Origin of the sequence: uncultured Phycicoccus sp., from assembly GCF_947495705.1 — a bacterium.
Classification (GTDB): Bacteria; Actinomycetota; Actinomycetes; order Actinomycetales; family Dermatophilaceae; genus Phycicoccus.
This window is the reverse complement of the sequence record NZ_CANLZR010000008.1, coordinates 122,913-146,888: the sequence shown is the minus strand read 5'-3', so window position 1 is coordinate 146,888 and position 23,976 is coordinate 122,913. Positions and strand designations below refer to the sequence as shown.

Genomic DNA, 23,976 nt, shown 5'->3' with positions numbered 1-23,976 from the left:
TCGCGGCACGCTGGAGGCATGACCACAGCCATCCGCATCCGCGGCCTCACGAAGACGTACGGGACGCACCGGGCGGTCGACGACCTCGACCTCGACGTGCACGAGGGCGAGGTGTTCGCCTTCCTCGGCCCCAACGGCGCCGGCAAGACGACGGTCGTCGAGATCCTCGAGGGCTTCCGGACCCGCGACGCCGGCGAGGTGTCGGTCCTCGGGACGGACCCGCACCGGGCTCCGCGGGCGTGGCGGGACCGGATCGGCATCGTCCTGCAGTCGACCGGCGGGCTGGACCTGCTGACCCCGCGCGAGATCCTGCGCAGCACGTCCCGGGCGTACAGCACGCCACGGGACGTCGAGGAGGTCATCGTGGCGACCGGTCTGACCGAGAAGGCCGATGCGCGGATCTCCGGGCTCTCCGGTGGCCAGCGCCGGCGGCTCGACGTGGCGCTCGGCATCGTCGGCCGACCCGAGCTGCTCTTCCTCGACGAGCCGACGACGGGCTTCGACCCGCAGGCCCGCCGCGACTTCTGGGACCTCATCCGCGGCCTGGCGGGCGGCGGGACGACGATCCTCCTCACGACCCACTACCTCGACGAGGCCGAGCACCTCGCCGACCGCGTCGGCGTCATCGCCGCCGGCCGGCTGCTCGCCCTCGACACCCCGGCGGCGCTCGGCGGGCGCCAGTCGCAGGAGGCGACGGTGTCGTGGGAGGAGGGCGGGGTGCGCCACACCGTCCGGACCGCCGAGCCGACGGCGGAGGTCGCCCGGCTGGCGGCACGGTTCCCCGGCGAGGTGCCCGAGCTCACCGTCACCCGCCCGTCGCTCGAGGACACCTATCTCGGGCTCATCGCCCCGCACGTGAGCGACGCGACCGAGGAGGTCCTGGCATGAACACCCTCGCCATCGGGCTCGACCGCACCGCCGTCGAGCTGCGCATGTACTCCCGCGAGAAGGAGGCGGTCTTCTTCAGCTTCCTCTTCCCGGTCCTCCTGCTCTCGCTGTTCTCGGTCATCTTCTCGGGGCAGTTCGCCGACGGCGACGGCACGATGACCGCGGGCCGCTACTTCCTGCCGGGGATGATCGCCGCCGGCGTTCTGCTCACGAGCTTCCAGACGATGGCCCTGTCGGTGGCCACCGAGCGCGACGACGGCACGCTCAAGCGGCTCCGGGCGACTCCGATGCCGGCGACGTCGTACTTCCTCGGCAAGGTCGGGCTCGTGGCGGTCAGCGCCATCCTCCAGCTCGCCCTGCTGCTCGTCCTCGCCTGGGCCCTCTACGACGTCCCGATGCCGACGGAGGGCCGGCGGTGGCTCCTGCTCGCCGCCGTGTTCGGCCTCGGCCTCGTCGGGGGCACCGTGCTCGGTATCGCGTACTCGTCGCTGTCGACCGCCCGCTCCATCGGTGCTGTCGTCATCGGTCCGATGCTCGTGCTCCAGTTCATCTCCGGTGTCTACATCGGCTGGGACAGCGTGCCCGGCTGGCTGCAGCAGGTCGCTGCGCTCTTCCCGCTCAAGTGGATCGCCCAGGGGATGCGCGCGGTGTTCTACCCCGACGACATGGCGGCCCTCGAGATGGCCGGGGTGTGGGAGTCCGACCGGGTCCTCCTCGTCCTCGCGGCCTGGGCGGTCGGAGGTCTCGTCCTGTGCGTGACGACGTTCCGCTGGTACAAGCGCGGCACGGTGTGACCGCACCGCGGGAGGATGTGCCCGTGACCGGTGTCGACGAGCGCGCCGAGCCCGGCTCGTCGAGCCGCGAGCTCGACGCCATGTGGCGGCACCAGGAGCCGTTCTGGCACGGGGTGTTCGCGGTGGTCTGGGCGGCAGCCGTTGTCGTCACGCTGGTGGAACCGCCGGGGACGTTCGGGCGCTGGCCGAGTGTGGCGCTGCTCGGCGTCATCGCGCTCGCCTACGTCGTCTGGGGCGCGCGTGGGCTGCGGCACGAGCCCCGAGCCGGCCTCGTCTACCACCTCCTCGCCTGGAGCGCCCTGCTCGGCGTCCAGTGGGTCGACCCGGACACCGAGTCCTGGATGCTCTTCTTCGCGATGTACCCGCAGCTGTGGGCGATGCTCCGGGTGCGCTCCGCGGTGATCGGGACCCTGGTGACCCTCACCGCCTTCGGGGGCCTGCGCTTCGTCCAGAGCGACTTCTCGTCCGAGGCCATCGGGCCGATCGCCGTGTCGTCGCTCATCTCGCTCGCGGTGTCGCTGGCGCTCGGGCTGTTCATCAGCCGCATCGCCTCGGAGGCCGACACCCGGGCGCGGACCATCGACGAGCTCCGGTCCACCCAGGCGGCGCTGGCGGCGGTCGAGCGCGACCGGGGCGTCCAGGTGGAGCGGGAGCGGATGTCCCGCGAGATCCACGACACCCTCGCGCAGGGTTTCACCTCCGTCGTCGCGCTGTCGCGGGCCGCCGAGTCCGCGCTGGCGCGCGGAGACACCGACACCGCCCGCGAGCGGCTGTCCCTCATCGAGCGGACTGCCGTCGACAACCTCGCCGAGGCCCGGCTCATCGTCGCCGAGCTGACCCCCGGCCACCTCCAGTCGCGCACGCTCGTCGAGGCGATGCAGCGGCTCGGGGCGGCCGTGAGCAGCGAGGCAGGCCTGCACGCGGAGGTCTCGGTGCAGGGCGAGCCCGCTCCGCTCGGCGGTGTCGCCGAGGTGGTGCTGCTCCGGACCGCGCAGGAGGCGCTCTCGAACGTGCGCCGGCACGCCGCGGCCGCCCAGGTCGCGCTCGATCTCGCGTACGAGCCCGACCGGGTGGTGCTCACCGTCACCGACGACGGGCGGGGCTTCGACCCGGCGGCGGACGGGTCGGGCTTCGGACTCGACGGGGTGCGGGCCCGGGCGGCCGAGGTGGGTGGCGGCGTCGGCGTGGTCAGCGCCCCCGGGGCGGGAACGACGCTGCGCCTCGAGGTCCCGCGGTGATCCGGCTGCTCGTCGTCGACGACCACCCCGTCGTGCGCGCCGGGATGGTGGCGGTCCTCGGCGAGGAGGACGACCTCGAGGTCGTCGGGGAGGCCGCCAACGGCGCGGAGGCGGTGGCGCTCGTGCCCCGGCTCGCCCCCGACGTCGTGCTCATGGACCTGCGGATGCCGGTCATGGACGGCGCCGAGGCCACCGCCCGGATCCGGTCCGAGCCCGAGGCGCCACAGGTCCTCGTCCTCACGACCTACGACACCGACGCCGACATCGTCCGCGCCGTGGAGGCCGGGGCCCGCGGCTACCTGCTCAAGGACGCGCCGACCGCCCTGCTGACCGATGCGATCCGCCGCGCCGCGCGGGGCGAGACCGTGCTCGCGCCACCGGTCGCGGCGCGGCTCGCCGACCGGCTGCGCGCACCGGCCACGCCCGAGCTGACCGGCCGGGAGGTCGAGATCCTCGCTCTCGTCGCCCGCGGGATGTCGAACCCGGAGGTCGCGCGGGCGCTGTTCATCGGCGAGGCGACGGTCAAGACCCACCTCGTCCGGGCCTTCGCCAAGCTCGGGGTCCAGGACCGCACCGCGGCGGTCGCCGAGGCCTACCGCCGGGGACTGATCGACCTCGGCGGCTGAGCCGGGGTCACCGGGCGATGAAGCCGCCGTCGACGTACATCTCGGCACCCGTGACGAACGACGCGTCGTCGCTCGCGAGGTAGGCGGCGGCCGCGGCGACCTCCTCGGGCCGGCCGAGCCGCGCCATCGGGGTCATCGCGATCATCGCGTCCTCGAACGGGGTGCCGCGCGCCTGGTCCAGGATCGGGGTGTCGATGAAGCCCGGGTGGATCGAGTTGACCCGCACCCCCTCGGTGGCCCAGTGCAGGGCGACGTTCTTCGTCAGCGTGCGGACCGCGCCCTTGGCGGCGTGGTAGGCCGGGGAGCTGCCGAAGCCTCCGCTGGTCCCGAAGATCGAGCTGATGTTGACGACCGAGCCGTTGCCGGACGCCTTGAGCAGGGGCGCCGCGGTGCGCATGCCGAGGAACACGCCGGTCTGGTCGACGGCCACCGTGTGCTCCCACGCCGCGAGCGTGGTGTCCTCGATGGTGGCCAGGTCGCCCATCCCCGCGTTGTTGACGAGGATGTCGAGGCCGCCGAAGCGCTCGCGGGCGGTGTCGCAGGCGAGATCCCAGCCGGCCTCGCTGACGACGTCGTGGTGGACGAACACGGCCTGGCCGCCCGCGGCCTCGACCCGCTCGACCGTCTCGCGCCCGCCCTCGTCGTCGACGTCGGTGACCACGACCCGGGCGCCCTCCTGGGCGAACCGGAGGGCGATGGCTCTGCCGATGCCGCTCGCCGCCCCCGTCACGAGCGCGGTCCGGTCCTGGAGTCTGTTCATGGTCGCTCCTCTGGTCGGCGAGAGGGGGGACGAGCCCGTCCCCTTCCAGTCTCCCCCCGACGACCGGCCACGGCGGAGTCTGCTCCGTCACACGGCAGGGGCGGGCCGGGTCACTGGGAGTGGGGGTGGCGGTGCTCGACCTCGTCGACGACCTCGGTCGACTCCTCGACGACCTCCTCGTGCGACATCGTCGCGTCGCGCCGGTGCCGCAGGTACTCGACGACCATCGGCACGACCGACAGCAGGACGATGAGGAGGATCGCGGCCTCGAGGTTGTCGCGGACCACCGGGACGGCGCCGAGGAAGTAGCCGGCGGTCATGATGATGCCGACCCAGAGGGCCGCTCCCACGGCGGACCAGGTGTAGAAGTGCTGCCGGCCCATCCGCCCGATCCCCGCGACGACGGTGATGTAGGTCCGCACGATGGGGACGAACCGGCCGAGCACGAGGGCCCGGGCGCCGTAGCGCTCGAAGAAGGCCTCGGTCTTCTCGAAGTACTCGCGTTTGACGATCCGGCCGTCCCGTTCACGCAGGGGGGCGCCCACGCCGCGGCCGATCTCGTACCCGACGACGTTGCCGGCGAAGCCCGCGACGAACAGTGCCGCCATCGCCGCCGCGAGGTTCACCTGGAGCTGGCCGCTGGCGATGAAGATGCCGATCGCGAACAGCAGGGAGTCCCCCGGCAGGATCGGGAAGAAGAGCCCGCACTCGACGAACACGATGGCCAGGGACAGCCAGAAGAAGGCCGTGCCGTAGGTGTCGAAGAGGAACTGCGGGTCCATCCAGTTCGGACCGAGGGCGTGTATCACCCGACCAGGGTACGGGCGCGGGCCGTCCGTCCGGTATCGGCGGGCCGTGCGGCCGCCCTAGGCTCGCGTCCCGTGGACGACGAGCGCGAGGTCGGGGTCGGGCCCTGGCCGGGCCCGTGGCCCGACGGCGAGCACTGGGACCCCGAGCTGTTGCGGGACGGCGACCGGCGCAACGTCGTCGACCGGTACCGGTACTGGCGGATGGAGGCGGTCGTCGCCGATCTCGACGAGCACCGGCACCCCTTCCACGTCGCCGTCGAGAACTGGGGGCACGACTTCAACATCGGCTCGGTGGTGCGCACGGCGAACGCGATGAACGCGGCGGCCTTCCACATCGTCGGGCGTCGGCGCTGGAACCGGCGAGGGGCGATGGTCACCGACCGCTACCAGCACGAGCACCACCACGGCTCCGCCGCGGACTTCGCCGCGTGGGCCGCCGCAGCCGGGCCCGGGGGTGGGGCACTGCCCGTCGTGGGCATCGACAACGTGCCCGGCTCCGAGACCCTCGAGACCTACGACCTGCCCCGCGAGTGCGTCCTCGTCTTCGGGCAGGAGGGGGCCGGGCTCACCGTGGCGATGCAGGAGGCGTGCGACGTCGTCCTCCACATCACCCAGTTCGGGTCGACCCGGTCGATGAACGCGGGCGCGGCCGCCGCCATCGCGATGCACGCGTGGGTGCGGCGCCACGCCTTCGGTCAGGACGCCCGGGTCAGCGGGACCGACGGCCGCTGACGAGGGCGGCGGCGGCCACGGGGAGCAGGGGCCACCACCAGCTGACGCCGGCGGCGTCGACGATCCCCTGCCCGGCCATGACGCCGAGCCCGCCGCAGCCGAGCGCCGTCGCCACCACCGGCCGCCACGCCGGGATTGGCCCGGGCCGTCGACGGACGTGCTCGAAGCGGCCGACGACGGCGACGACCCCGGCGGTCGCGATCCCGAGCACGAGCCACCACAGGGGCCGGGTGGCCCACCAGGGCGCGGACAGCGGCTCGGGGCCCAGGCCGAAACCCCCGGAGAGGAGCGAGAGCCCGATGACGAGCACCATGACCGTGAGGTGCCAGAGGTAGACGCTCATCATCCGGGCGCCGAGGACCACGACCGCGGCCCACGGGCGGTCCCGCGCCATCCACCGCGACAGCGCCGGCTCGAGGGCGAGCACCAGCCCGGCCTGGAGCAGCCCGAGGAACGCCAGCGTCACCCGCGTCGGGTAGGAGTTGTTCACGGCGGCGCCGTCGAGTCCGATCATCGACACCGGGTAGGGGCCGAGCGCCACGAGCGCGACGAGCCCGGCCGCCCCCACGCCCGCCATGAGGAGGCGTCGTGGTCGCCCGGCGAGCCGGCCGTCCAGCCACGCGTACCCGAGCTGGTGCACGGTGCACCACACGACGACGTAGTTGGCGAAGCCCACCCACCACGGCCCGACCGTCAGGCTGACGAGGTCGACCACCCCGCCGAGCACCAGCCCGGCCACGACGCTCGCCCAGCCGTAGCGTTCCCACAGCCGCAGGGTCAGCGGAGCGAGCGCGCAGACGACGACGTAGGCCGCGAGGAACCACGTCGGCACGAGGGCGACCTGGGACGCGAGCCGCAGCGAGCCCCGGTCCATCCCCGCGGCGTCGGCGACGAGGACGAGCGCCGTCCAGAACAGGAGCAGGGGCACGACCGGCCCCAGCAGGCGCCGCAGCCGGGAGCGGAGCCACCCCGGCCAGTCGCCGCCGTCGCTGCGGGCCCGCCGCCACGACAGCGCGTTCGCATAGCCCCCGACGAGGAAGAACACCGGCATGACCTGGAAGACCCAGGTCAGCGGGTGGGTCCATGCCGCCCGGTCCAGGACGGCGCCACCGTCGAGCACTCCGTCCCGCACCGTGACGGCCGCGACGAGCCAATGCCCGAGGACGACGACGGCGAGGGCGCCGACCCGGAGCAGGTCGACGACCCGGTGGCGCGTCGTGGGGGTGGCCGCGGCCACGGCGGCGGGTGTCAGGGTGCGCATGGGACCAGGGTCGCGGCGGGCCGGCCGCGCCGCCTGAGCACCGCTACCCAGGTCCCCGGTACGCCGTCCGAAGCCCATACGTCACATCCATCACGGAAACGCCCCACGACACGCCGTGACACCGTTGTCATCGCACATTGGGGCTAGCCGCGCCCACGGTTTCCGTGAATACTCGACACATCCCGCTCCCCCGGTGACGGAGGGGCGGGGAGGGGTTGCGCGGGCGTCAAGTCCCCGCAGGCACAACGATTCTCCCGGTTCTGCAGGGGGCCTGGAGAGTCGAATGACGGGGTGGCGTCGGCCGACGCCACCCCGTTCGCGTGTCCGCGCTCCGCCTCGTGGACGAGCAGGGACGCCACACCGGGTGGCGTGGAAGGATCGGTGACGAACGGCACATCCCACGTCACCCAGGAGGACTCCGTGCCCATCGCAACGCCCGAGGTCTACGCCGACATGCTCGACCGGGCCAAGAACGGCTCGTTCGCCTACCCGGCCATCAACATCACGTCCAGCCAGACCGTGACGGCCGCGATCCGCGGCTTCGCGGACGCGGGCTCGGACGGCATCATCCAGGTCTCCACCGGCGGCGGAGAGTACGCGTCCGGCTCGACCATCAAGGACATGGTCACCGGGGCCAAGGCCCTCGCGGCGTACGCCGAGGAGGTCGCCAAGAACTACCCGGTCAACATCGCGCTGCACACCGACCACTGCCCCAAGGACAAGCTGGACACCTTCGTCCGCCCGCTCCTGGCCGCCTCCGCCGAGCGGGTCAAGGCCGGCGGCCTGCCGATCTTCCAGTCGCACATGTGGGACGGCTCGGCCACCCCGCTCGAGGAGAACCTGCGGATCGCCGAGCAGCTGCTCGCGCAGTGCCGCGAGGCCAACGTCATCCTCGAGATCGAGGTCGGTGTCGTCGGCGGCGAGGAGGACGGCGTCGAGAACGAGATCAACGAGAAGCTCTACTCCACCCCCGAGGACGCGGTCGCCACGGTCAAGGCGCTGGGCGGGGGCGAGAAGGGCTACTACATGACGGCCCTGACCTTCGGGAACGTGCACGGCGTCTACAAGCCGGGCAACGTCAAGCTGCGCCCCGAGGTGCTCAAGGCGGCCCAGGAGGCCGCCGCCGGTGAGCTCGGGCTCGCCGCGGACGCCAAGCCGTTCCATCTCGTCTTCCACGGCGGCTCGGGGTCACTGCCCCAGGAGATCGCGGACGCGGTCGACTACGGCGTCGTGAAGATGAACGTCGACACCGACACCCAGTACGCCTTCACCCGCCCGGTGGCCGGCTACATGCTCGAGAACTACGCGGGCGTCCTCAAGATCGACGGCGAGGTCGGCAACAAGAAGCAGTACGACCCGCGCGCCTGGGGCAAGGTCGCCGAGGCCGGCATGGCCCAGCGCGTCGTCGAGGCCTGCGAGAACCTCCGCTCGGCCGGCACGCACCAGGCCTGAGCCCATCCTGGCCGGCGGCAGCCGGCGCCGAGCACGCACGCCGCGCACCTCCCCGGTGCGCGGCGTGTGCGCGTCCCCCGGCCACCGGCTCCGGGGTCTAGCGTGGGCCCATGAGTACCAGCGACCTGCTCGGCATCCCGCCGACCCACCTGCCCAAGGACCCCTCCGCCCGCCCGCTCGCGGACGGGGTCGCCCCCGACCAGGTCGCGGCGGCCCAGCCGACGTCGTCGCTGGCGTGGGCCGTGCTCGCCGAGGACGCGCTGGCCGACGACCGCCCGGTCGAGGCGTACGCCTACGCCCGGACCGGGTACCACCGGGGGCTGGACGCGCTGCGGCGCAGCGGGTGGCGTGGGCAGGGCCCGGTGCCGTGGGAGCACGAGCCGAACCGAGGCTTCCTGCGGGCGCTCGCCGCGCTGTCGCGGGCGGCCGGGGCCATCGGCGAGGAGGACGAGCGGCACCGCTGCGCCGAGTTCCTGCGGGCCTCCAGCGCGACGGGTGCCCGCGAACTGGGCCTGTGAGAGCCGGGTCGGCGCGAGCGAGAGGCCCGAGCGGATGTCCGCCCGGGCCTCCCTACAGCCAAGGCAGACCACCGGGATCGGTGGCGCTTCCCTCTCGCCAAGAAACGCCCACCCGACGGTCCCCTGCAGCCCCGGCTGTGCTCTTCCACTGTGCCCCGTTCGGCCGCAGACATGCGACACTTACCTGCCAATGGCAGCAAATAGCCAACCCTGCGGGAAGGACGGTCGGTCGTGACGACGCTCGACACCGGTGACGACGGCGTGTTCCTCGCGCTCGAGGAGCATCTGCGCCACGAGCGCGACCGGCTCGAGGACCGCCGCCGCGAGCTCGAGGACGTCCGCGCGCTCATCACCCGGGTGGCCGACAGGTCACTCGGAGCCTGGACGCCGTCGAGCGAGCCGGTCTCACGTGTCGTCGCGCCGAGCGTCGTCAACCAGCTGCTCACCGAGAGCACCGGCATGGTCCGCAACTTCGTGCTCACCATCGACGACGGACCGGCGCTCGACGAGACGACGGTGCGGGCCAACCGGGCCCGCATCGATCGCGGCGACGTGCAGCGCGCCGTCTACCCGGCCGACATCCTCACGACGCAGCGGGGCCAACGCTGGCTGTCGGTCTGGGCGGAGGCCGGCGAGGACCAGCGCATCCTGCCGGCCACCGGCACCGAGTTCGCCGTCTTCGGCGACACCGCGGTCGTCGCCCTCGCCGGGTGGGACGACCTGTCGCAGGGGTACGTCGTCCTGCGCGACCCGCTCGTGATCCGCCTGTACACGGCGTACTTCGACCTCGCGTGGAAGCACGGAGTGCCGGCGCCGACCGTCGAGAACGACGGCAGCAGCGACCCCCATCTCGTCGAGCTCCTCGAGCTGGGGCTCAAGGACGAGGCCATCGCGCGGCATCTCGGGGTCAGCCTGCGCACCGTCCGGCGGCGCGTGGCCCGGCTCATGTCCGTCAACGGGGTCGACACCCGCTTCCAGCTGGGCTGGGTCCTGGCCGGCCGGCCGCGCTGACCGCCGTGGCGGGCGGACCGGAGCGGGTGGGCGGTCGCGCGGTAGGCTGAGGCGGTCGAGGCCCCGGCGCGTTCCGCGGGGCCTTCTTCGCGCCGGGGCACGGCCGTCCCGGTGTTCGCGGAACGGAAGGAGCCGGAATGCCGGCGATCGTGCTGGTCGGCGCCCAGTGGGGCGACGAGGGCAAGGGCAAGGCCACCGACCTCATGGGCACCGACGTCGACTACGTCGTGAAGTTCAACGGCGGCAACAACGCGGGGCACACCGTCGTCATCGCCGGCGAGGACGGCCGCCGCGAGAAGTACGCGCTGCACCTGCTGCCGTCGGGCATCCTCACCCCGACGGTGACCCCGGTCATCGGCAACGGGGTCGTCGTCGACCTCGAGGTGCTGTTCCAGGAGCTCGACGGGCTGGAGGCCCGCGGCGTCGACACCTCCAAGCTGCTCGTGTCGGCCAGCGCCCACGTCATCGCGCCCTACAACCGGACGCTCGACAAGGTCACCGAGCGGTTCCTCGGCAAGCGCAAGATCGGCACGACCGGGCGCGGCATCGGCCCGACGTACGCCGACAAGATGAACCGCGTCGGCATCCGCATCCAGGACCTCTTCGACGAGGGCATCCTGCGCCAGAAGGTCGAGGCGGCGCTGGGCTTCAAGAACCAGGTCCTCGTGAAGATCTACAACACCCGCGACGTCGACGTCGACCTGGTCGTCGAGGAGCTGCTCGGGTACGCCGAGCGGCTGCGGCCCATGGTCGCCGACACCACCCTCGTCCTCGAGAAAGCGCTCGACGCCGGCTCCAACGTCCTCCTTGAGGCGGGCCAGGCGACCCTGCTCGACGTCGACCACGGGACGTACCCGTTCGTCACCTCGTCCTCGGCCACGGCGGGCGGCGCGTGCACCGGGTCGGGCATCCCCCCGACGCGGGTGTCGCGGGTCATCGCGGTGCTCAAGGCGTACACGACGCGCGTCGGCGAGGGCCCGTTCCCGACCGAGCTCGACGACGCCGACGGCGAGACCCTGCGCACGACCGGCGCCGAGTTCGGCACGACCACCGGGCGTCCCCGGCGGTGCGGCTGGATGGACACCGTCGTCGGGCGGTACGCGACCCGGATCAACGGCGTCACCGACTTCGTCATCACCAAGCTCGACGTCCTCACCGGGTTCGAGACGCTCCCGGTGTGCGTCGCCTACGACGTCGACGGGGTCCGGCACGAGGAGATGCCGGTGTCGCAGACCGACTTCCACCACGCGAAGCCGGTCTACGAGATGCTCGACGGCTGGCAGGAGGACATCTCCGGTTGCCGCACCTTCGAGGAGCTGCCCGTCGCGGCGCAGCGTTACGTGCTGCGCGTCGAGGAGCTCATCGGCGCCCGGGTGTCGGCGATCGGCGTCGGCCCCGGCCGGCACGAGATCATCGCGCGCCACCCCCTCCTGGACTAGCCGGGGCGCAGCACGTGCATCCGGTGGGCGGCCCGGGTGAGCACGACGTAGAGCACCCGGACCCCGCCCGGTGACTCCTCGGCGATGGTGTCGGGGTCGACGACCACCGTCGCGTCCCACTCCAGGCCCTTGGTCGACAGCGGGTCGATGACCTGGACCCGGCCCTCGCCCCCGCCGTCGAGCGCCGCGAGGCGGTCCTCCCACCGGCGCGGGGTGATGACGGCGATCGAGCCGTCGACCTCCCCGAGCAGCTGCTCGACGGCGTCCGAGGCGGCCCCGACGAGCGAGCCCTCGACGACCCGGTCCACGGGATGCACCCCCGTCTCGCGCACGGCCTCCGGGATGTCGGCGTCGGGCACGAGCGGGAGGATGACGTCGCGCGCGTGGTCGAAGATCTCGCGGGCGTTGCGGTAGTTGGTGTCCATGTGGAACGCCCGGCGGTCGAGCGCCGCGAAGGCCTCCTCGCGGGCCCGGGTGGCCTCGGCCAGGTCGGACCACGACGCCTGCGCGGCGTCGCCGACGACCGTCCACGACGCTGACCGGCCGCGACGCGCCACCATCCGCCACTGCATCGGGGACAGGTCCTGCGCCTCGTCGACGAGCACGTGGGCGTACCCGGAGGCGCGGTCGATGCGGCCGTACATCAGCCGGGCGCGGGCGTCCGCTGGGGCGATGACGGCCCCCGACGGGCGGTTCGTGCGGGCCCCGGGCCCCACCCCGGCGCGCACGTCGGTGACCCCGTACGTCGTGAGGTCGTCGAGCTCCTCGATGTCGTAGAAGCCGGCCTCCTCCCGCTCCGGGTCCTGCACCGGCCCGAGCCGGGCGAGCAGGTCGTCGACGAGGGCGACGTCGGAGACGCTCCACTCGCCGGTCTCGAGCGTCTCGCGGTAGGACCACGCGAGGGCCGCGCCCTCCTCGTGGTCGAGGACCCCACGGGAGATCGCGTACACGTGGTCGGTGTCGGTGAGGGTGAGCAGCAGCTCACGAGGGTCGAGCTGGCGCCACCACGTCGTCATGAACTCGTCGACGTCACGGGAGGCGTCGAAGGCGTCGAGGAAGTCGGCGCGCTCGCCCTGGCGCACCGAGCGCCACGCGGCCTCGGCGAGGGCCGAGCGGGCGGCATCGGTGGCGAGGTTGTGCTGGTGGCCGCGGAGGACCTCGGCCCGCACCCGGCGGAGCGCTTCGGCGTCGAGGCGCACGGCGTGCCCGGCCACGAACGCCCGGAACAGCTGCGGGGCGTCCTCGGGCGGGCGGGCGGCGACCCGCGACAGCAGCCGGCGGATGCGCAGCGACCCCTTGATGGCGGCCACCTCGGGGCTGTCGGGCCGCAGCGCCGTCATCCCGTCGACGACGTCGCCGAGGGCCCGCAGTGCCACCGACTCCTCGCCGAGGCTCGGCAGCACCCGCTCGATGTAGGCGGTGTAGGCCGACGACGGCCCGATGACGAGGATGCCGCCGTGCTCGAAGCGCCGGCGCTCGGAGTACAGCAGGTACGCGGCCCGGTGCAGCGCGACGACGGTCTTGCCGGTGCCCGGCCCGCCGGTGATCTCGGTGACGCCACGGGCGGGAGCCCGGATCGCCTCGTCCTGGTGGACCTGGATCGTCGCCACGATGTCGCGCATCCGGCTGCCCCGGCTGCGGGTGAGGGCGGCCATCAGCGCACCGTCGCCGACGACGACGAGGTCGTCTGGCGCCACGGGGACCATGAGGTCGTCCTCGACGCCGATGACCCTAGGGCCCCGGCACCGGAGCACCCGGCGCCGGACGACGCCCATCGGGTCGACCGGTGTCGCCCGGTAGAAGGCCGCCGCCGCCGGCGCGCGCCAGTCGACGACGAGGGGCTCGTACTCGTCGTCGCGCACCCCGAGCCGGCCGATGTGGCGGACCTCGCGCTCGTCCGCGGTGGACTCCTCGGTGCCGAGGTCCAGCCTCCCGAAGACGAGGCCCTCGTACTGGGTGTCGATCATGGCGCGCCGTTTCGCCGCGGCGAAGACGAGGGCGTCGCGCTCGAACAGCCCGGTCATCTCCTCGTCGCGGACATCGCCGGTGCGGTCGGTGCGGCCCCGGGCGAGCCCGTCGGCCTCGACGTCGCGGGCGCGGACGGCGGCCTTCTCGAGCTCGCGGTAGACCCGGTCGACGTGGGCCTGCTCGATGGCGACCTCGCCCGCGACGTCGGGGGACGCCTCGGGCTGGGCCGGATGGTGGGTGGTCACGAAGTGCGATCTCCTCGCTGCACGGCGCAGGTCACGGAACGGACCAGTCTAGACCGAGGCTCTCGGCGGCCGGGACGCCCGCCGACCTTCGCCGACGGGAGACGCGCCCGGGGGCCGTCTGATAGACAGGGAACCCCCCGGCCGCGCGGACGCGCACGGTGTGGTCGGTCCTCGACAGCACAAGGGATGACCACGTGGACGGCATCATCAGCTGGTTCGACTACATCGCGAGCCGCCCCGACGACATCCTCGAGGCGACCTGGGCGCACGCGAAGATCACCCTGACGGTCATCGTCGTGGCGACCGTCTTCTCGGTGCTGCTCGGCGTCTTCGTCCAGCGGCGGCCCGCCCTGAGGGCCTTCGCCCTCAGTGTCAGCGGCATCTTCCTCACGATCCCCTCGCTCGCCCTGTTCGCGCTCTTCATCCCGATCGTCGGCACCGGCAACGAGCCGGCGATGTACGCGCTGTTCCTCTACGCGATCCTCCCCATCCTGCGGAACACGGTGACGGGCCTGGACTCGGTGCCACCGGCAGTCGTCGAGTCCGCCAAGGGCATGGGCATGGGCACCCTTCGCCAGCTGGCGCGGATCCGCCTGCCCCTGGCCTGGCCGATCATCATGGCCGGGATCCGGATCTCCACCCTCATCACCGTCGGCATCGCGGCCATCGCCGTCCTCGTCGGTGGCGACGGGCTCGGGACGTACATCCAGAGCGGGCTCACCCGGCTGGGCCTGCCGAACAGCCTCGAGTCGGTGTGGACGGGGACGGCGTTCACCGTCCTGCTCGGCCTGGTCCTGGATGCCGCCCTGGCGGGGTTCCAGCGCGTGACGACCTCGAAGGGACTGCGCATGTAGCCGTCGGCGCCGTCGCCCGGCGCGCTCGCACCGCACCAGACCCACACCGACCACAGGCCCCCGACCGGACCGGAACGAGAGAAGGCCTCATGAGCCAGGACGCGAAGATCAGACTCGACCACGTCCAGAAGAAGTACCTGGGGAGCAAGGCGCCCGCCGTCGACAGCCTCACCCTCGAGGTGCCCGAGGGTGAGATCCTGGTCCTCGTCGGGCCCTCCGGCTGCGGCAAGAGCACGACGCTGCGCCTCATCAACCGGATGATCGAGCCGACCGGCGGGCGCATCTTCCTCGACGAGGAGGACGTCACGACCGTCGATCCCGACCACCTCCGGCGCCGGATCGGCTACGTCATCCAGCAGATCGGTCTCTTCCCGCACCAGACGATCGCCCAGAACATCGCGACGGTCCCGAAGATGCTGAAGTGGGACAAGGCGCGGATCGCCGAGCGCGTCGACGAGCTCCTCTCCGTGGTCGGCCTCGACCCGGAGGTCTACCGCGGCCGCTACCCCAGCGAGCTCTCGGGCGGGCAGGCGCAGCGCGTCGGCGTCGCCAGGGCGCTGGGGGCCGACCCCGAGATCATGCTCATGGACGAGCCGTTCGGGGCCATCGACCCGATCACCCGGGACCGGCTCCAGAACGAGTTCCTGCGCGTCCAGGAGACCCTGCGCAAGACGATCGTCTTCGTCACCCACGACATCGACGAGGCGATCAAGATGGGCGACCGCATCGCGATCCTCGGCGAGCAGAGCCACATCCGGCAGATCGACACCCCCGAGCGGATCCTCGCCTTCCCCGTCGACGACTTCGTCCGCGACTTCATCGGCAGCGGCTCGACCCTCAAGGGGCTGCACTTCGAGATCGTCGACGACAACGTCGAGCTCGACCCGTACCCGACGATGACGGTCGACAGCACCGCGGCCGAGGGGCTCGCCCTCGCCCGCGCCGCCCACGCCGACTGGGTGCTGCTGCTCGACGCGTCGCACCGACCGTTGCGCTGGGTCCCGGTCGACGAGCTCGAGGCGGGCGGCCCGGTCACGGCCGAGTCGGGCACCGAGGTGCTCGCGAAGGTCAGCCTGGGGGCCACGCTGTTCCAGGCCCTCGAACAGATGCTCGTCAGCTCCGCCGCCGTCGCGTGCGTGGTCCGGGAGGACGGGTCCTACCACGGGGTCGTCCGCCTCACCTACCTCAACCGAGTCATCCGGCAGGCTCGGCGCGAGGCCCGCGAGCACTACGAACGTCTCGAGGCGATGGCGTGAGCCAGCTGACCCCCGCCCAGGCGCGCCTGGGCGACCACGGCACGACGACCGACGGCCGCGAGCCCGAGGGGTCGCTGCCGCCCGACCTGGAGGCCCCGCACGAGCCGGGGTGGCTCACCCGCGCCCGGCGCAAGCACCTCGGGCTCAAGACCGCCCCGCTGGGGATCCTCGGCCTGGCCGGGCTCGTGTTCTGGTACTACCAGAGCCTCAACCTGGCCGAGTCCAAGGTGCAGATCGCCTCGCCGCTCGCGTGGGGCACCAAGCTGTGGCCGCAGACGGTGGAGCACCTGACGATCGCGTTCTGGTCCACGGTGCTCGTCGTCGTCGTCGCGATCCCGCTCGGCATCGCGCTGACCCGCCCGCCCCTGCGCCGGTTCGGGCCGACGATCGTGGCGGTGGCCAACTCCGGCCAGGCCCTGCCGGCCTACGGCCTGCTCATTCTCTTCCTGTCGATGCTCGGCCAGGGGCTCCGGACGGTCGTCGTGGCGCTCGTCCTGTACGCCCTCCTGCCGGTGCTGCGGAACACGATGGTGGGGCTCGACGCCGTCGAGCGCAGCGTCATCGAGGCCGGCCGCGGGATGGGGATGACGCGCTGGCAGGTGCTGACCCGCATCGAGCTGCCGCTCGCGGTCCCGGTCATCCTCGCGGGGGTCCGGGTCGCGATGATCCTCAACATCGGGATGGCCACGCTCGCCTACCTCATCGGTGGTGGCGGGCTCGGCGTGACCATCGCCGTCGGGCTGAAGCTGCAGCAGGACGCGGTGCTCGTCATCGGGGCGTCGATCGTGGCGATCGTCGCGCTCACCTTCGACTGGCTGGGGGCCCTGGCCGAGACGTACCTGCGGCCAAAGGGCGTCTGAGCTCGCCCCACACACGCAACGGCGGCGGCCCCGTCCGGGACCGCCGCCGTTCCTCGTGGTGCGGAGTGTGCGTTCAGAGGACGCCGATCTCGGTGAGGTAGTCCTCGGCGACCTTCTCGGGCGAGTCGTCGTCGACGTCGACCTTCGCGTTGAGCTCGGCCATCTTGGCCTCGTCGAGCGGCGCGAGGATCTCCGCCGCGAGGTCGTCGTAGACCTGGGCGTGCTGCTGGTAGACCTCGTCCTGGAAGGTGAAGGAGACGTTGTAGAGGATCATGACGCCCGGGTCCTCGACGAGCTCGAGGTTCAGCGCGGTGATGCGGCCGTCGGTGGTGAAGACCTCCCCGAACTGGCAGGCGCCCTTGGCGGTCTCGGTGTAGATGAGGCCGGTGTCCAGGATGTTGATCTGGCTCTGCGGCACCTCGTAGCCGGTGGCGTTCTCGAAGAGCACGAGCCCGTCGGGACGGTCGGGGAACTCCGTCTCGAGACAGAGCTTGGCGTCCGGGTTCGCCTCGAGGTAGTCGGCCATCGACTGGAAGTCGAAGCCGCCCTGCTCCTTGGCGAGGTCGCCGAAGGCGGCGAAGCCGTAGGTGTCGTTGAACGGGGAGCGCCCGACCCAGGCGATCTTGTTGTCCGCGAGGTCCTTCTCGGCGGTGACCTTGAGCAGCTCCTCGCCGTCCTGGCTCGGGTCCTCCTGGCCGAGGTGCACGGTCCAGCCCGTGCCGTTGTACTCGGGGTAGACGTTGATGTCGCCGCTGAGCAGCGCCTGTCGGTTCACCGACGTCCCGCCGAGGTTCGTCTTGTTGGTGACGTCGGCCCCCTCGTTCGCCATCGCCTGCGCGAGCATCTCGCCGAGCAGGATGTTCTCGGTGAAGTCCTTCGAGCCGACGGTGATGCTGACGCCGTCGAGGGCCTGCCCGCCGCCGTCGTCGCCGCCGCCGCCGCTGCCGGCGTCGTCACTGCCGCAGGCAGCGAGCGTGAGCCCGGCCACGAGCGCAGCCGCGGCGAGGGAGTAGGTCCTGGGGGTCTTCATGGGGTCACCTTCGTGTCATCGGGAGTCGAGCGCGTGCGTGCGGTGTCGGTTCGTGTCGTGCCTGACGCCCCCGTCACCGACGGTCGCCGGCGCGCGGGGAGCTACCCCCACCCTCGACCAGGAAGTGGGTGCAGCCCGATTCCGGGCTGTCCTCGTGACGGAATCGTGACCGGCGTCGCGCCCAGGTCTCGAATATTGATCAACCGTCCCGAACAGTGGACGCCACCCTTCGCTCCCCTAGGCTGAGCGGCGTGAAGGTCCTCGTCATCGGGTCCGGCGCCCGTGAGCACGCCCTCGTCCGCTCCCTCTCCCTCGACCCCACGGTCGACGCGGTCGTCGCGGCCCCGGGGAACCCCGGGATCGCCGCCGTCGCGCTGTGCGAGCCGCTGGCAGGGGGCGTGAGCGACGCGGAGGCGATCCTCGACGTCGCGCGCCGGCACGAAGTGGACCTCGTCGTGGTCGGTCCGGAGGTGCCGCTCGTCGCCGGGGTCGCCGACGCCGTCTGCAACGCCGGCATCGCGTGCTTCGGGCCCTCGGCCGCGGCGGCGCGGCTGGAGGGGAGCAAGGCCTTCGCGAAGGAGGTCATGTCGGTCGCGGGGGTCCCGACCGGTCTGGCGCACGTGTGCACGACGGCCGGCGAGGTCGAGGACGCCCTCGATGCGCTCGGGGCGCCGTACGTCGTCAAGGACGACGGGCTCGCGGCCGGCAAGGGCGTCGTCGTCACCGACGACCGCACGGCCGCGCTGGACCATGCCCGTGCCTGCCTCGCCAAGCCGGACGGCCGGGTCGTCGTCGAGGAGTTCCTCGACGGGCCCGAGGTCTCGCTCTTCTGTCTCTGCGACGGCGAGATGGTCGTGCCGCTCAGCCCGGCCCAGGACTTCAAGCGGGTGGGAGACGGCGACTCCGGCCCGAACACCGGGGGAATGGGTGCCTACTGTCCGCTCGACTGGGCGCCGCCCGGGCTCGTCGACGACGTCGTGGCGCGCGTCGCGCAGCCGGTCGTCGACGAGATGGCGCACCGCGGCACGCCGTTCACCGGCGTCCTGTACGTCGGTCTGGCCCTGACCTCCCGCGGGCCGCGGGTCATCGAGTTCAACGTCCGCTTCGGGGACCCCGAGACCCAGGTCGTCCTCGACCGCCTCCTCACCCCCCTCGGCGGGCTGCTCCTTGCGGCGGCCACCGGGCATCTCGGCGACGTCGCGCCGCTGCGGTGGTCCGCCGACCACTCGGTGACGGTCGTCGTGGCCGCCGCCGACTACCCCGGCACCCCGAGGACGGGGGACGTCGTCAGCGGTGTCGAGGACGTCCCGGGTGCGCCGGACGCGTACGTCCTGCATGCCGGGACGGTCATCGGCGAGAACGGCCTGCTCGTGTCCGCCGGTGGCCGGGTGCTGTCGGTGGTCGGGCGGGGGGCGAGCCTGGCCCAGGCCCGCCGGAAGGCCTACGCGGCCGTCGGGGCGATCGAGCTGCCCGGCGCCCACCACCGCAGCGACATCGCCGAGCGGGCCGAGCGCGGCGAGGTCACCGTCCCGGGCTGACGCCGCCGCTCAGACCAGGGCCGCCCGGATGTCCGCGAGGTGGTCGAGGTCCGCGAGGTCGAGCACCTGGAGGTACAGCCGGCTCGCGCCGGCCTCGGCCAGCCGCCCGACCCGGTCGCACGCCTCGGCGGTGCTGCCGGCCACGCCGTTCGCGCGCAGCTCTGCGGCGTCACGCCCGATGGCGCCGGCCCGGCGCCGGACCGCCGCGTCGTCCCGGCCGACGCACACGACCTGGGCCGCCGAGTGCACGAGGCTCAGCGGGTCGCGGCCGTGCTCCTCGCAGACCTCGTCGACCCGCGCGAACAAGCGCGCCGTGTCGTCGGGCGACGAGAACGGCACGTTGAACTCCGCGGCGTAGCGGGCCGCGAGCGAGGGGGTCCGCCGCTTCCCGGCGCCGCCGACGATGATCGGGACGCCGCCGTCCTGCACGGGCTTGGCCAGGGCGGGGGAGTCGCAGACCGGGTAGTGCGAGCCGTCGTGCTCGTAGCCGGAGCCGGGCGAGGCCGACCACAGCCCGGTGATGACCGCCAGCTGCTCCTCGAGCCGGTCGAAGCGCTCCTTCAGGGGCGGGAAGGGGATGCCGTAGGCCGTGTGCTCGGCCTCGAACCAGCCGGCGCCCAGACCCAGCTCGACCCGTCCACCGCTCATCTGGTCGACCTGCGCGACGGCCACGGCCAGCGGGCCGGGCAGGCGGAAGGTCGCCGACGAGACGAGCGTGCCCAGCCGGATCCGGGTGGTGTCCCGAGCCAGCCCGGCGAGGGTCGTCCAGGCGTCCGTCGGCCCCGGCCGCCCGTCCCCGTCGCCCATGTGGAGGTAGTGGTCGGACCGGAAGAAGGCGTCGAACCCGAGGTCCTCCGCTGCCCGGGCGACGGCGAGGAGATCGTCGTAGGTGGCGCCCTGCTGAGGCTCGGTGAAGATCCGGAGGTCCATGGCCCCACGCTACGGAACCAGGGCCCCCGCGTCAGCACTCGTCAGCCGGCCGACCCTGCCACCCCCGGCGGCCACGGTGAGAGCAACCACCACTCCCACTGCCATGAGCGCGGCGAACCGGGGCCCGTCCATCGCCGGCCCGAACCAGGCGACGACCGCGCCGATGAGCCCGGTCTGGAGCGCGACCCCGGTGGACACCGCGAGCCCCTGGGCGGCGCTGGCCCGCCCCCGCTCGGCGACCGGCGCTGCGGCCAGGAGCTCGGTGGAGAGGGTGGGCGACAGGATGCCCATCCCCGTCGCGGACGCCGCCCACCCGGCCAGGCCGACGGCGATCGGGACCACGTCGAGGGCCAGGAGCAGCGGACCCATCGCGCCGGCCGCGATGAGGAGGCCGCCGACCCGGGTGCGCACGGCCGCGCCGACCCGGTCCTGCACCCGGTCGATGCTGTTGGCCCACGACCCGGCGGCCCACATGACGCCGGTGACCGACAGCGAGATCCCGGCGACTGCGGGCGACACCCGGTGCGTCGTCACGAGCATGAGCGGGAGGACGGCGCCGACCCCCGTGAACGCCGCGGAGGTGAGGAGCCGGAGCCCGACGACCGCAGGCACCCCCGGCGCGAGCCGCAGGGTGCCGGCGGGGAGGGCCCGCACGGCGGCGAGGAGCACCACCCCGGCCCCGCCGAGCACCGCGGCGAGGCCGACGGCCCGGGACGCCGGCGTGGCCAAGAGCGGCGCCGAGAACGTCGTCACGGCGAGCCCGGCGGCGAGCAGCACCGAGGCGGCCAGTCGGCCGCGGGCCCGCGGGTCCACGCCCGGCGGTGTCCCGGCGGCGCGGCCGCCGGCGCGCAGGGCCGGCCGGAGCAGGAGGACGGCGGGGAGTGCGACGAGGAGCGGGCCGATGAACACGAACCGCCAGCCGGCGACGGCCTCGATCCCTCCGGCGACGCCCGGCCCGAGCAGGGACGGGAGGATCCACGCGGCCGCGAAGGAGGCGAACACCTTGGCGCGCAGGGACTCGGGCAGCGCCTGGGCGACCAGGACCATGAGCGTGGTGTCGACGAGCGCCTCCGCGGCCCCCGAGACCGCCCGCCCGGCGACGAAGACGCCCATCGTGGGCGCCAGCGCCGAGACGACCTGGGCGAGCGCGAACAGCCCCAGCCCCCCGAGGAGCACGGGACGCGGCCCCAGCCGGTCGGTCCAGCCGCCCGCCCAGGCCGTGGCGACCGTGAACGTCACGAGCGTGGCGCCGGTCGCGGCGCCGAAGAGGGTCCAGCCGTCGAGGTCCCGGACGATGACCGGGAGGATCGTCTGCACGGCGCGGTTCTCGAAGGCCGTGAGGGTCACGAGCGCGATGACGCCGACGACGACGGGCAGGTGCCGGCGGTCGAGGAGGCGGTCGCGAGGTGGGCTGAGCGGGGGGGCGGTGGGGTTTGTCGTCGTCACCCGAGGATCCTCATACCTCAGGTGCGCTTGAGGTCAAGAAGGAATATCCTGGCGCCGTGGACCGGCACGACCTGCTTGCCATCGGCGAGGTGGCAGCCCGCTCCGGCGTCAGCGTGCCCACGGTGCGCTTCTACGAGGAGCGGGGCCTCGTCACGTCGGTCCGCACGGCCGGCAACCAGCGCCGGTTCGAGCGCCACGTGCTGCGCCGGATCGCCGTCATCCGGGCGGGTCAGCGGTTCGGGCTGACGCTGGCCGAGATCGGCGACGCGCTCTCGACGCTGCCCCTCGACCATCCGCCGACCAAGCGCGACTGGGCTCGGATGTCCTCCCGCTGGCACGACGCGCTGACCGCGCGGATCGAGGCGATGACGCGGGTCCGCGACGGGCTGTCGTCGTGCATCGGGTGCGGGTGCCTCTCGCTGCGGGCCTGCCCGGTGTACAACCACGACGACGAGCTCGCCGCCGAGGGGCCGGGGCCGCGGCGCTGGCCGGCGGCCGCCCGCGGCGAGTGACCCCGCGGGCTGGAAGAATCCCCCGCATGGCCGATGCCCCCGCGACCCCCGCCCCGCTCGAGCTGCCCGGCTACGCGCACGTCTACTCGGGGAAGGTCCGCGACCTCTACGCCCCGGTCGACGCGGCCACCGGCACCGCGCGCCCGGACCAGCTGCTGCTCGTCGCGTCCGACCGCATCTCGGCCTTCGACTTCGTGCTCGAGACCCCGGTGCCCGACAAGGGCCGGGTCCTGACCCAGATGTCCCTGTGGTGGTTCGACCAGCTCGCCGACATCGTGCCCAACCACGTCGTCTCCACCGAGGTGCCCGACGCGGTGCAGGGGCGGGCCGTGCTCGTCCGGCGCCTCGAGATGCTGCCCGTCGAGTGCGTCGCGCGGGCCTACCTCACCGGCGGCGGCCTGCGGGAGTACCGCGCGGACGGGCACGTCAGCGGGATCCGCCTCCCCGAGGGGCTCGTCGACGGCTCACGCTTCCCCGAGCCCATCTTCACGCCGTCGACCAAGGCGCCCCAGGGCGAGCACGACGAGCCGATGTCGTACGGCGCCGTCGAGGCGCTCGTCGGGGCGCGTCTCGCAGCGCGCGCTCGTGACCTGACGACGCGGATCCTTTCCCGCGGCAACGAGATCGGCGCCCAGCGCGGCATCCTCATCGCCGACACCAAGGTGGAGTTCGGGGTCGAGGGGGGCGAGCTGGTCCTCGCCGACGAGGTGCTGACGCCGGACTCGTCACGCTTCTGGCCGGCCGACCAGTGGGAGCCCGGGCACCCCCAGCCGAGCTTCGACAAGGAGTTCGTCCGCGAGTGGCTGCTGTCGCCCGCGAGCGGCTGGGACAAGGCCTCCGGAGCCGCGCCGCCCCCGCTGCCCGAGGAGGTGCTCGAGCGCACCCGCGCCAAGTACGTCGAGGCCTACGAGCGGCTCACCGGCCGGAGTCTGTGAGCCAGTCCGCGAACCGGCGCCCGTCGAGGGGCACCTCCGGCCCGGGCAGGAGGCCGGTGCGGAGTCCCGCGGTCGGGGCCGGGACGCCGACGACCCGCACCCCCGGGTGGCGGGCCTGCGCCACCGCACGGGCCATGGCCACGGCGTCGGTCCGCTCGGGTCCGGCCAGCTCGCGGGTCGCCACGCCGTCCCGCGACGCCGGACCCGTCGGCGGCCCCGACCGCACGACCTCCGCGAGCAGCCCCGCCGCGGCGTCGGGGTGCACGGGCTGGAGCCCGATGCGGGGCACCACGGCCAGGGGCCCCGCCCGCAGCTGCCCGAGGAACGTCTCGGCCAGCGTGAACCAGGCCGTCGTGCGCACGACCGTGACCGGCACGTCGGCCGCGACGTAGGTGGCCTCCTGGGCGGCCTTGCCGGCGTAGTAGCCGGCAGCCCGGCGGACCGCCGGGTCGGTGACGTTGACGATCGACAGGACCACGAGATGGCCGACGCCCGCCGTGGCCGCCGCTGCAGCCACGCGTCGCGCCGCGCTTCCGAAGAACCCGACCGACCGGGCCCGCGACATCGTCATCCGGTTGACGCAGTCGACGACGACGTCGGCGCCGGCGAGGGCCTCGTCGAGCCCGGCCCCGGTCGTGACGTCGACCCCGCTCGAGCGGGACGCCCGGACGACGTCGTCGCCCGAGGCCTCGAGCAGCGAGGCCACCCGGGCACCCATCTCGCCGGCTCCGCCCAGGACGACGACCCGCATCGTTCCTCCTCGCAGTCCTCGGGGCCCGGCCGGCACCGGGCCCGGTCGGTCCAGGGTGCCACTGCGAGGGACGGAGGGCCACCGTCGCGCCGGTAGCCTGAGGTCGGCAGTCCGCCACCGCAC

General features: G+C 73.2%; 23 protein-coding genes. 15 read left to right on the top strand and 8 right to left on the bottom strand.

Features of this window, described 5'->3' with window-relative positions; genetic code table 11:
- Window positions 1-18 precede the first annotated feature (18 nt).
- The 4 genes from Q0963_RS12490 to Q0963_RS12475 are packed head-to-tail and all read left to right on the top strand — an operon-like array spanning window position 19 to window position 3,546.
- Window positions 19-888, top strand: a complete 870-nt coding sequence (locus Q0963_RS12490) for an ABC transporter ATP-binding protein (protein WP_299446299.1) — start codon at window positions 19-21, stop codon at window positions 886-888.
- A complete protein-coding gene (locus Q0963_RS12485) occupies window positions 885-1,682 on the top strand; it encodes an ABC transporter permease (RefSeq protein WP_299446297.1) in 798 nt (265 codons plus the stop codon). The genes Q0963_RS12490 and Q0963_RS12485 overlap by 4 nt, the downstream gene beginning before the upstream one ends.
- A gap of 23 nt (window positions 1,683-1,705) precedes the next feature.
- Window positions 1,706-2,920, top strand: coding sequence for a sensor histidine kinase (locus Q0963_RS12480; protein ID WP_299446295.1), 1,215 nt, complete (start codon window positions 1,706-1,708; stop codon window positions 2,918-2,920).
- Window positions 2,917-3,546, top strand: a complete 630-nt coding sequence (locus Q0963_RS12475; protein WP_299446293.1) for a response regulator transcription factor — start codon at window positions 2,917-2,919, stop codon at window positions 3,544-3,546. The genes Q0963_RS12480 and Q0963_RS12475 overlap by 4 nt, the downstream gene beginning before the upstream one ends.
- A gap of 7 nt (window positions 3,547-3,553) precedes the next feature.
- Here Q0963_RS12475 and Q0963_RS12470 read toward each other — a convergent pair whose 3' ends face one another.
- Together Q0963_RS12470 and Q0963_RS12465 are read right to left on the bottom strand one after the other, a co-directional pair.
- On the bottom strand, window positions 3,554-4,306 hold the full coding sequence (locus Q0963_RS12470) for an SDR family NAD(P)-dependent oxidoreductase (RefSeq protein ID WP_299446291.1): 753 nt from the start codon (window positions 4,304-4,306) through the stop codon (window positions 3,554-3,556).
- Between the two features lie 110 nt (window positions 4,307-4,416).
- Window positions 4,417-5,115: a VTT domain-containing protein gene (locus tag Q0963_RS12465; protein WP_367180065.1), complete on the bottom strand. Its 699-nt coding sequence runs from the start codon at window positions 5,113-5,115 to the stop codon at window positions 4,417-4,419.
- Between the two features lie 72 nt (window positions 5,116-5,187).
- On the opposite strand from Q0963_RS12465, the gene Q0963_RS12460 reads away from it, so the two are divergent.
- Window positions 5,188-5,847 (top strand): TrmH family RNA methyltransferase, encoded by a 660-nt coding sequence (locus Q0963_RS12460; RefSeq protein WP_299446289.1) that lies wholly within the window; start codon window positions 5,188-5,190, stop codon window positions 5,845-5,847.
- Here Q0963_RS12460 and Q0963_RS12455 read toward each other — a convergent pair.
- Window positions 5,825-7,108 (bottom strand): acyltransferase, encoded by a 1,284-nt coding sequence (locus Q0963_RS12455; protein ID WP_299446287.1) that lies wholly within the window; start codon window positions 7,106-7,108, stop codon window positions 5,825-5,827. The two genes, Q0963_RS12460 and Q0963_RS12455, sit on opposite strands and share 23 nt — an antisense overlap.
- 420 nt (window positions 7,109-7,528) lie before the next feature.
- Here Q0963_RS12455 and fbaA point away from each other — a divergent pair, with 420 nt between their 5' ends.
- The 4 genes from fbaA (at window position 7,529) to Q0963_RS12435 (ending at window position 11,528) form a co-directional block, all read left to right on the top strand.
- Entirely contained in the window at window positions 7,529-8,560 is a 1,032-nt protein-coding gene (gene fbaA, locus Q0963_RS12450) for a class II fructose-bisphosphate aldolase (protein WP_299446285.1), read from the top strand.
- 110 nt (window positions 8,561-8,670) lie between these two features.
- Entirely contained in the window at window positions 8,671-9,078 is a 408-nt protein-coding gene (locus tag Q0963_RS12445; protein ID WP_299446283.1) for a DUF3151 domain-containing protein, read from the top strand.
- A gap of 231 nt (window positions 9,079-9,309) precedes the next feature.
- A complete protein-coding gene (locus Q0963_RS12440; RefSeq protein WP_299446281.1) occupies window positions 9,310-10,089 on the top strand; it encodes a DUF6879 family protein in 780 nt (259 codons plus the stop codon).
- A 137-nt stretch (window positions 10,090-10,226) separates the two neighbouring features.
- Entirely contained in the window at window positions 10,227-11,528 is a 1,302-nt protein-coding gene (locus Q0963_RS12435) for an adenylosuccinate synthase (protein WP_299446279.1), read from the top strand.
- Here the strand turns inward: Q0963_RS12435 and Q0963_RS12430 are convergent.
- On the bottom strand, window positions 11,525-13,741 hold the full coding sequence (locus Q0963_RS12430) for a UvrD-helicase domain-containing protein (RefSeq protein WP_299446277.1): 2,217 nt from the start codon (window positions 13,739-13,741) through the stop codon (window positions 11,525-11,527). The genes Q0963_RS12435 and Q0963_RS12430 overlap by 4 nt on opposite strands.
- Before the next feature lie 194 nt (window positions 13,742-13,935).
- Between Q0963_RS12430 and Q0963_RS12425 the strand changes: the two genes are divergently transcribed.
- The 3 genes from Q0963_RS12425 (at window position 13,936) to Q0963_RS12415 (ending at window position 16,711) form a co-directional block, all read left to right on the top strand.
- Window positions 13,936-14,595, top strand: a complete 660-nt coding sequence (locus Q0963_RS12425) for an ABC transporter permease (RefSeq protein WP_299446275.1) — start codon at window positions 13,936-13,938, stop codon at window positions 14,593-14,595.
- 89 nt (window positions 14,596-14,684) lie between these two features.
- Window positions 14,685-15,851: an ABC transporter ATP-binding protein gene (locus Q0963_RS12420; protein WP_299446273.1), complete on the top strand. Its 1,167-nt coding sequence runs from the start codon at window positions 14,685-14,687 to the stop codon at window positions 15,849-15,851.
- Window positions 15,848-16,711 carry an ABC transporter permease gene (locus Q0963_RS12415; protein ID WP_299446272.1) on the top strand — a complete coding sequence of 288 codons (864 nt, stop codon included), beginning with the start codon at window positions 15,848-15,850 and terminating at the stop codon, window positions 16,709-16,711. The genes Q0963_RS12420 and Q0963_RS12415 overlap by 4 nt, the downstream gene beginning before the upstream one ends.
- 73 nt (window positions 16,712-16,784) lie before the next feature.
- Here the strand turns inward: Q0963_RS12415 and Q0963_RS12410 are convergent, their stop codons facing one another.
- On the bottom strand, window positions 16,785-17,741 hold the full coding sequence (locus Q0963_RS12410; RefSeq protein WP_299446271.1) for a glycine betaine ABC transporter substrate-binding protein: 957 nt from the start codon (window positions 17,739-17,741) through the stop codon (window positions 16,785-16,787).
- Window positions 17,742-17,992: 251 nt separating this feature from the next.
- On the opposite strand from Q0963_RS12410, the gene purD reads away from it, so the two are divergent.
- Entirely contained in the window at window positions 17,993-19,279 is a 1,287-nt protein-coding gene (gene purD / locus Q0963_RS12405) for a phosphoribosylamine--glycine ligase (protein ID WP_299446270.1), read from the top strand.
- Window positions 19,280-19,288: 9 nt separating this feature from the next.
- Here the strand turns inward: purD and Q0963_RS12400 are convergent, their stop codons facing one another.
- Together Q0963_RS12400 and Q0963_RS12395 are read right to left on the bottom strand one after the other, a co-directional pair.
- Window positions 19,289-20,209 (bottom strand): LLM class F420-dependent oxidoreductase, encoded by a 921-nt coding sequence (locus tag Q0963_RS12400; protein WP_299446268.1) that lies wholly within the window; start codon window positions 20,207-20,209, stop codon window positions 19,289-19,291.
- Window positions 20,210-20,218: 9 nt separating this feature from the next.
- On the bottom strand, window positions 20,219-21,655 hold the full coding sequence (locus Q0963_RS12395; protein ID WP_299446266.1) for an MFS transporter: 1,437 nt from the start codon (window positions 21,653-21,655) through the stop codon (window positions 20,219-20,221).
- Window positions 21,656-21,711: 56 nt separating this feature from the next.
- Here Q0963_RS12395 and soxR point away from each other — a divergent pair, with 56 nt between their 5' ends.
- Both soxR and Q0963_RS12385 read left to right on the top strand, forming a co-directional pair.
- Window positions 21,712-22,167 carry a redox-sensitive transcriptional activator SoxR gene (gene soxR, locus Q0963_RS12390; protein WP_299446264.1) on the top strand — a complete coding sequence of 152 codons (456 nt, stop codon included), beginning with the start codon at window positions 21,712-21,714 and terminating at the stop codon, window positions 22,165-22,167.
- Window positions 22,168-22,193: 26 nt separating this feature from the next.
- Window positions 22,194-23,102 (top strand): phosphoribosylaminoimidazolesuccinocarboxamide synthase, encoded by a 909-nt coding sequence (locus Q0963_RS12385; RefSeq protein WP_299446262.1) that lies wholly within the window; start codon window positions 22,194-22,196, stop codon window positions 23,100-23,102.
- Here the strand turns inward: Q0963_RS12385 and Q0963_RS12380 are convergent.
- Complete coding sequence (locus Q0963_RS12380) at window positions 23,083-23,853, bottom strand: SDR family oxidoreductase (protein ID WP_299446260.1); 771 nt, start codon at window positions 23,851-23,853, stop codon at window positions 23,083-23,085. The two genes, Q0963_RS12385 and Q0963_RS12380, sit on opposite strands and share 20 nt — an antisense overlap.
- Window positions 23,854-23,976 lie beyond the last annotated feature (123 nt).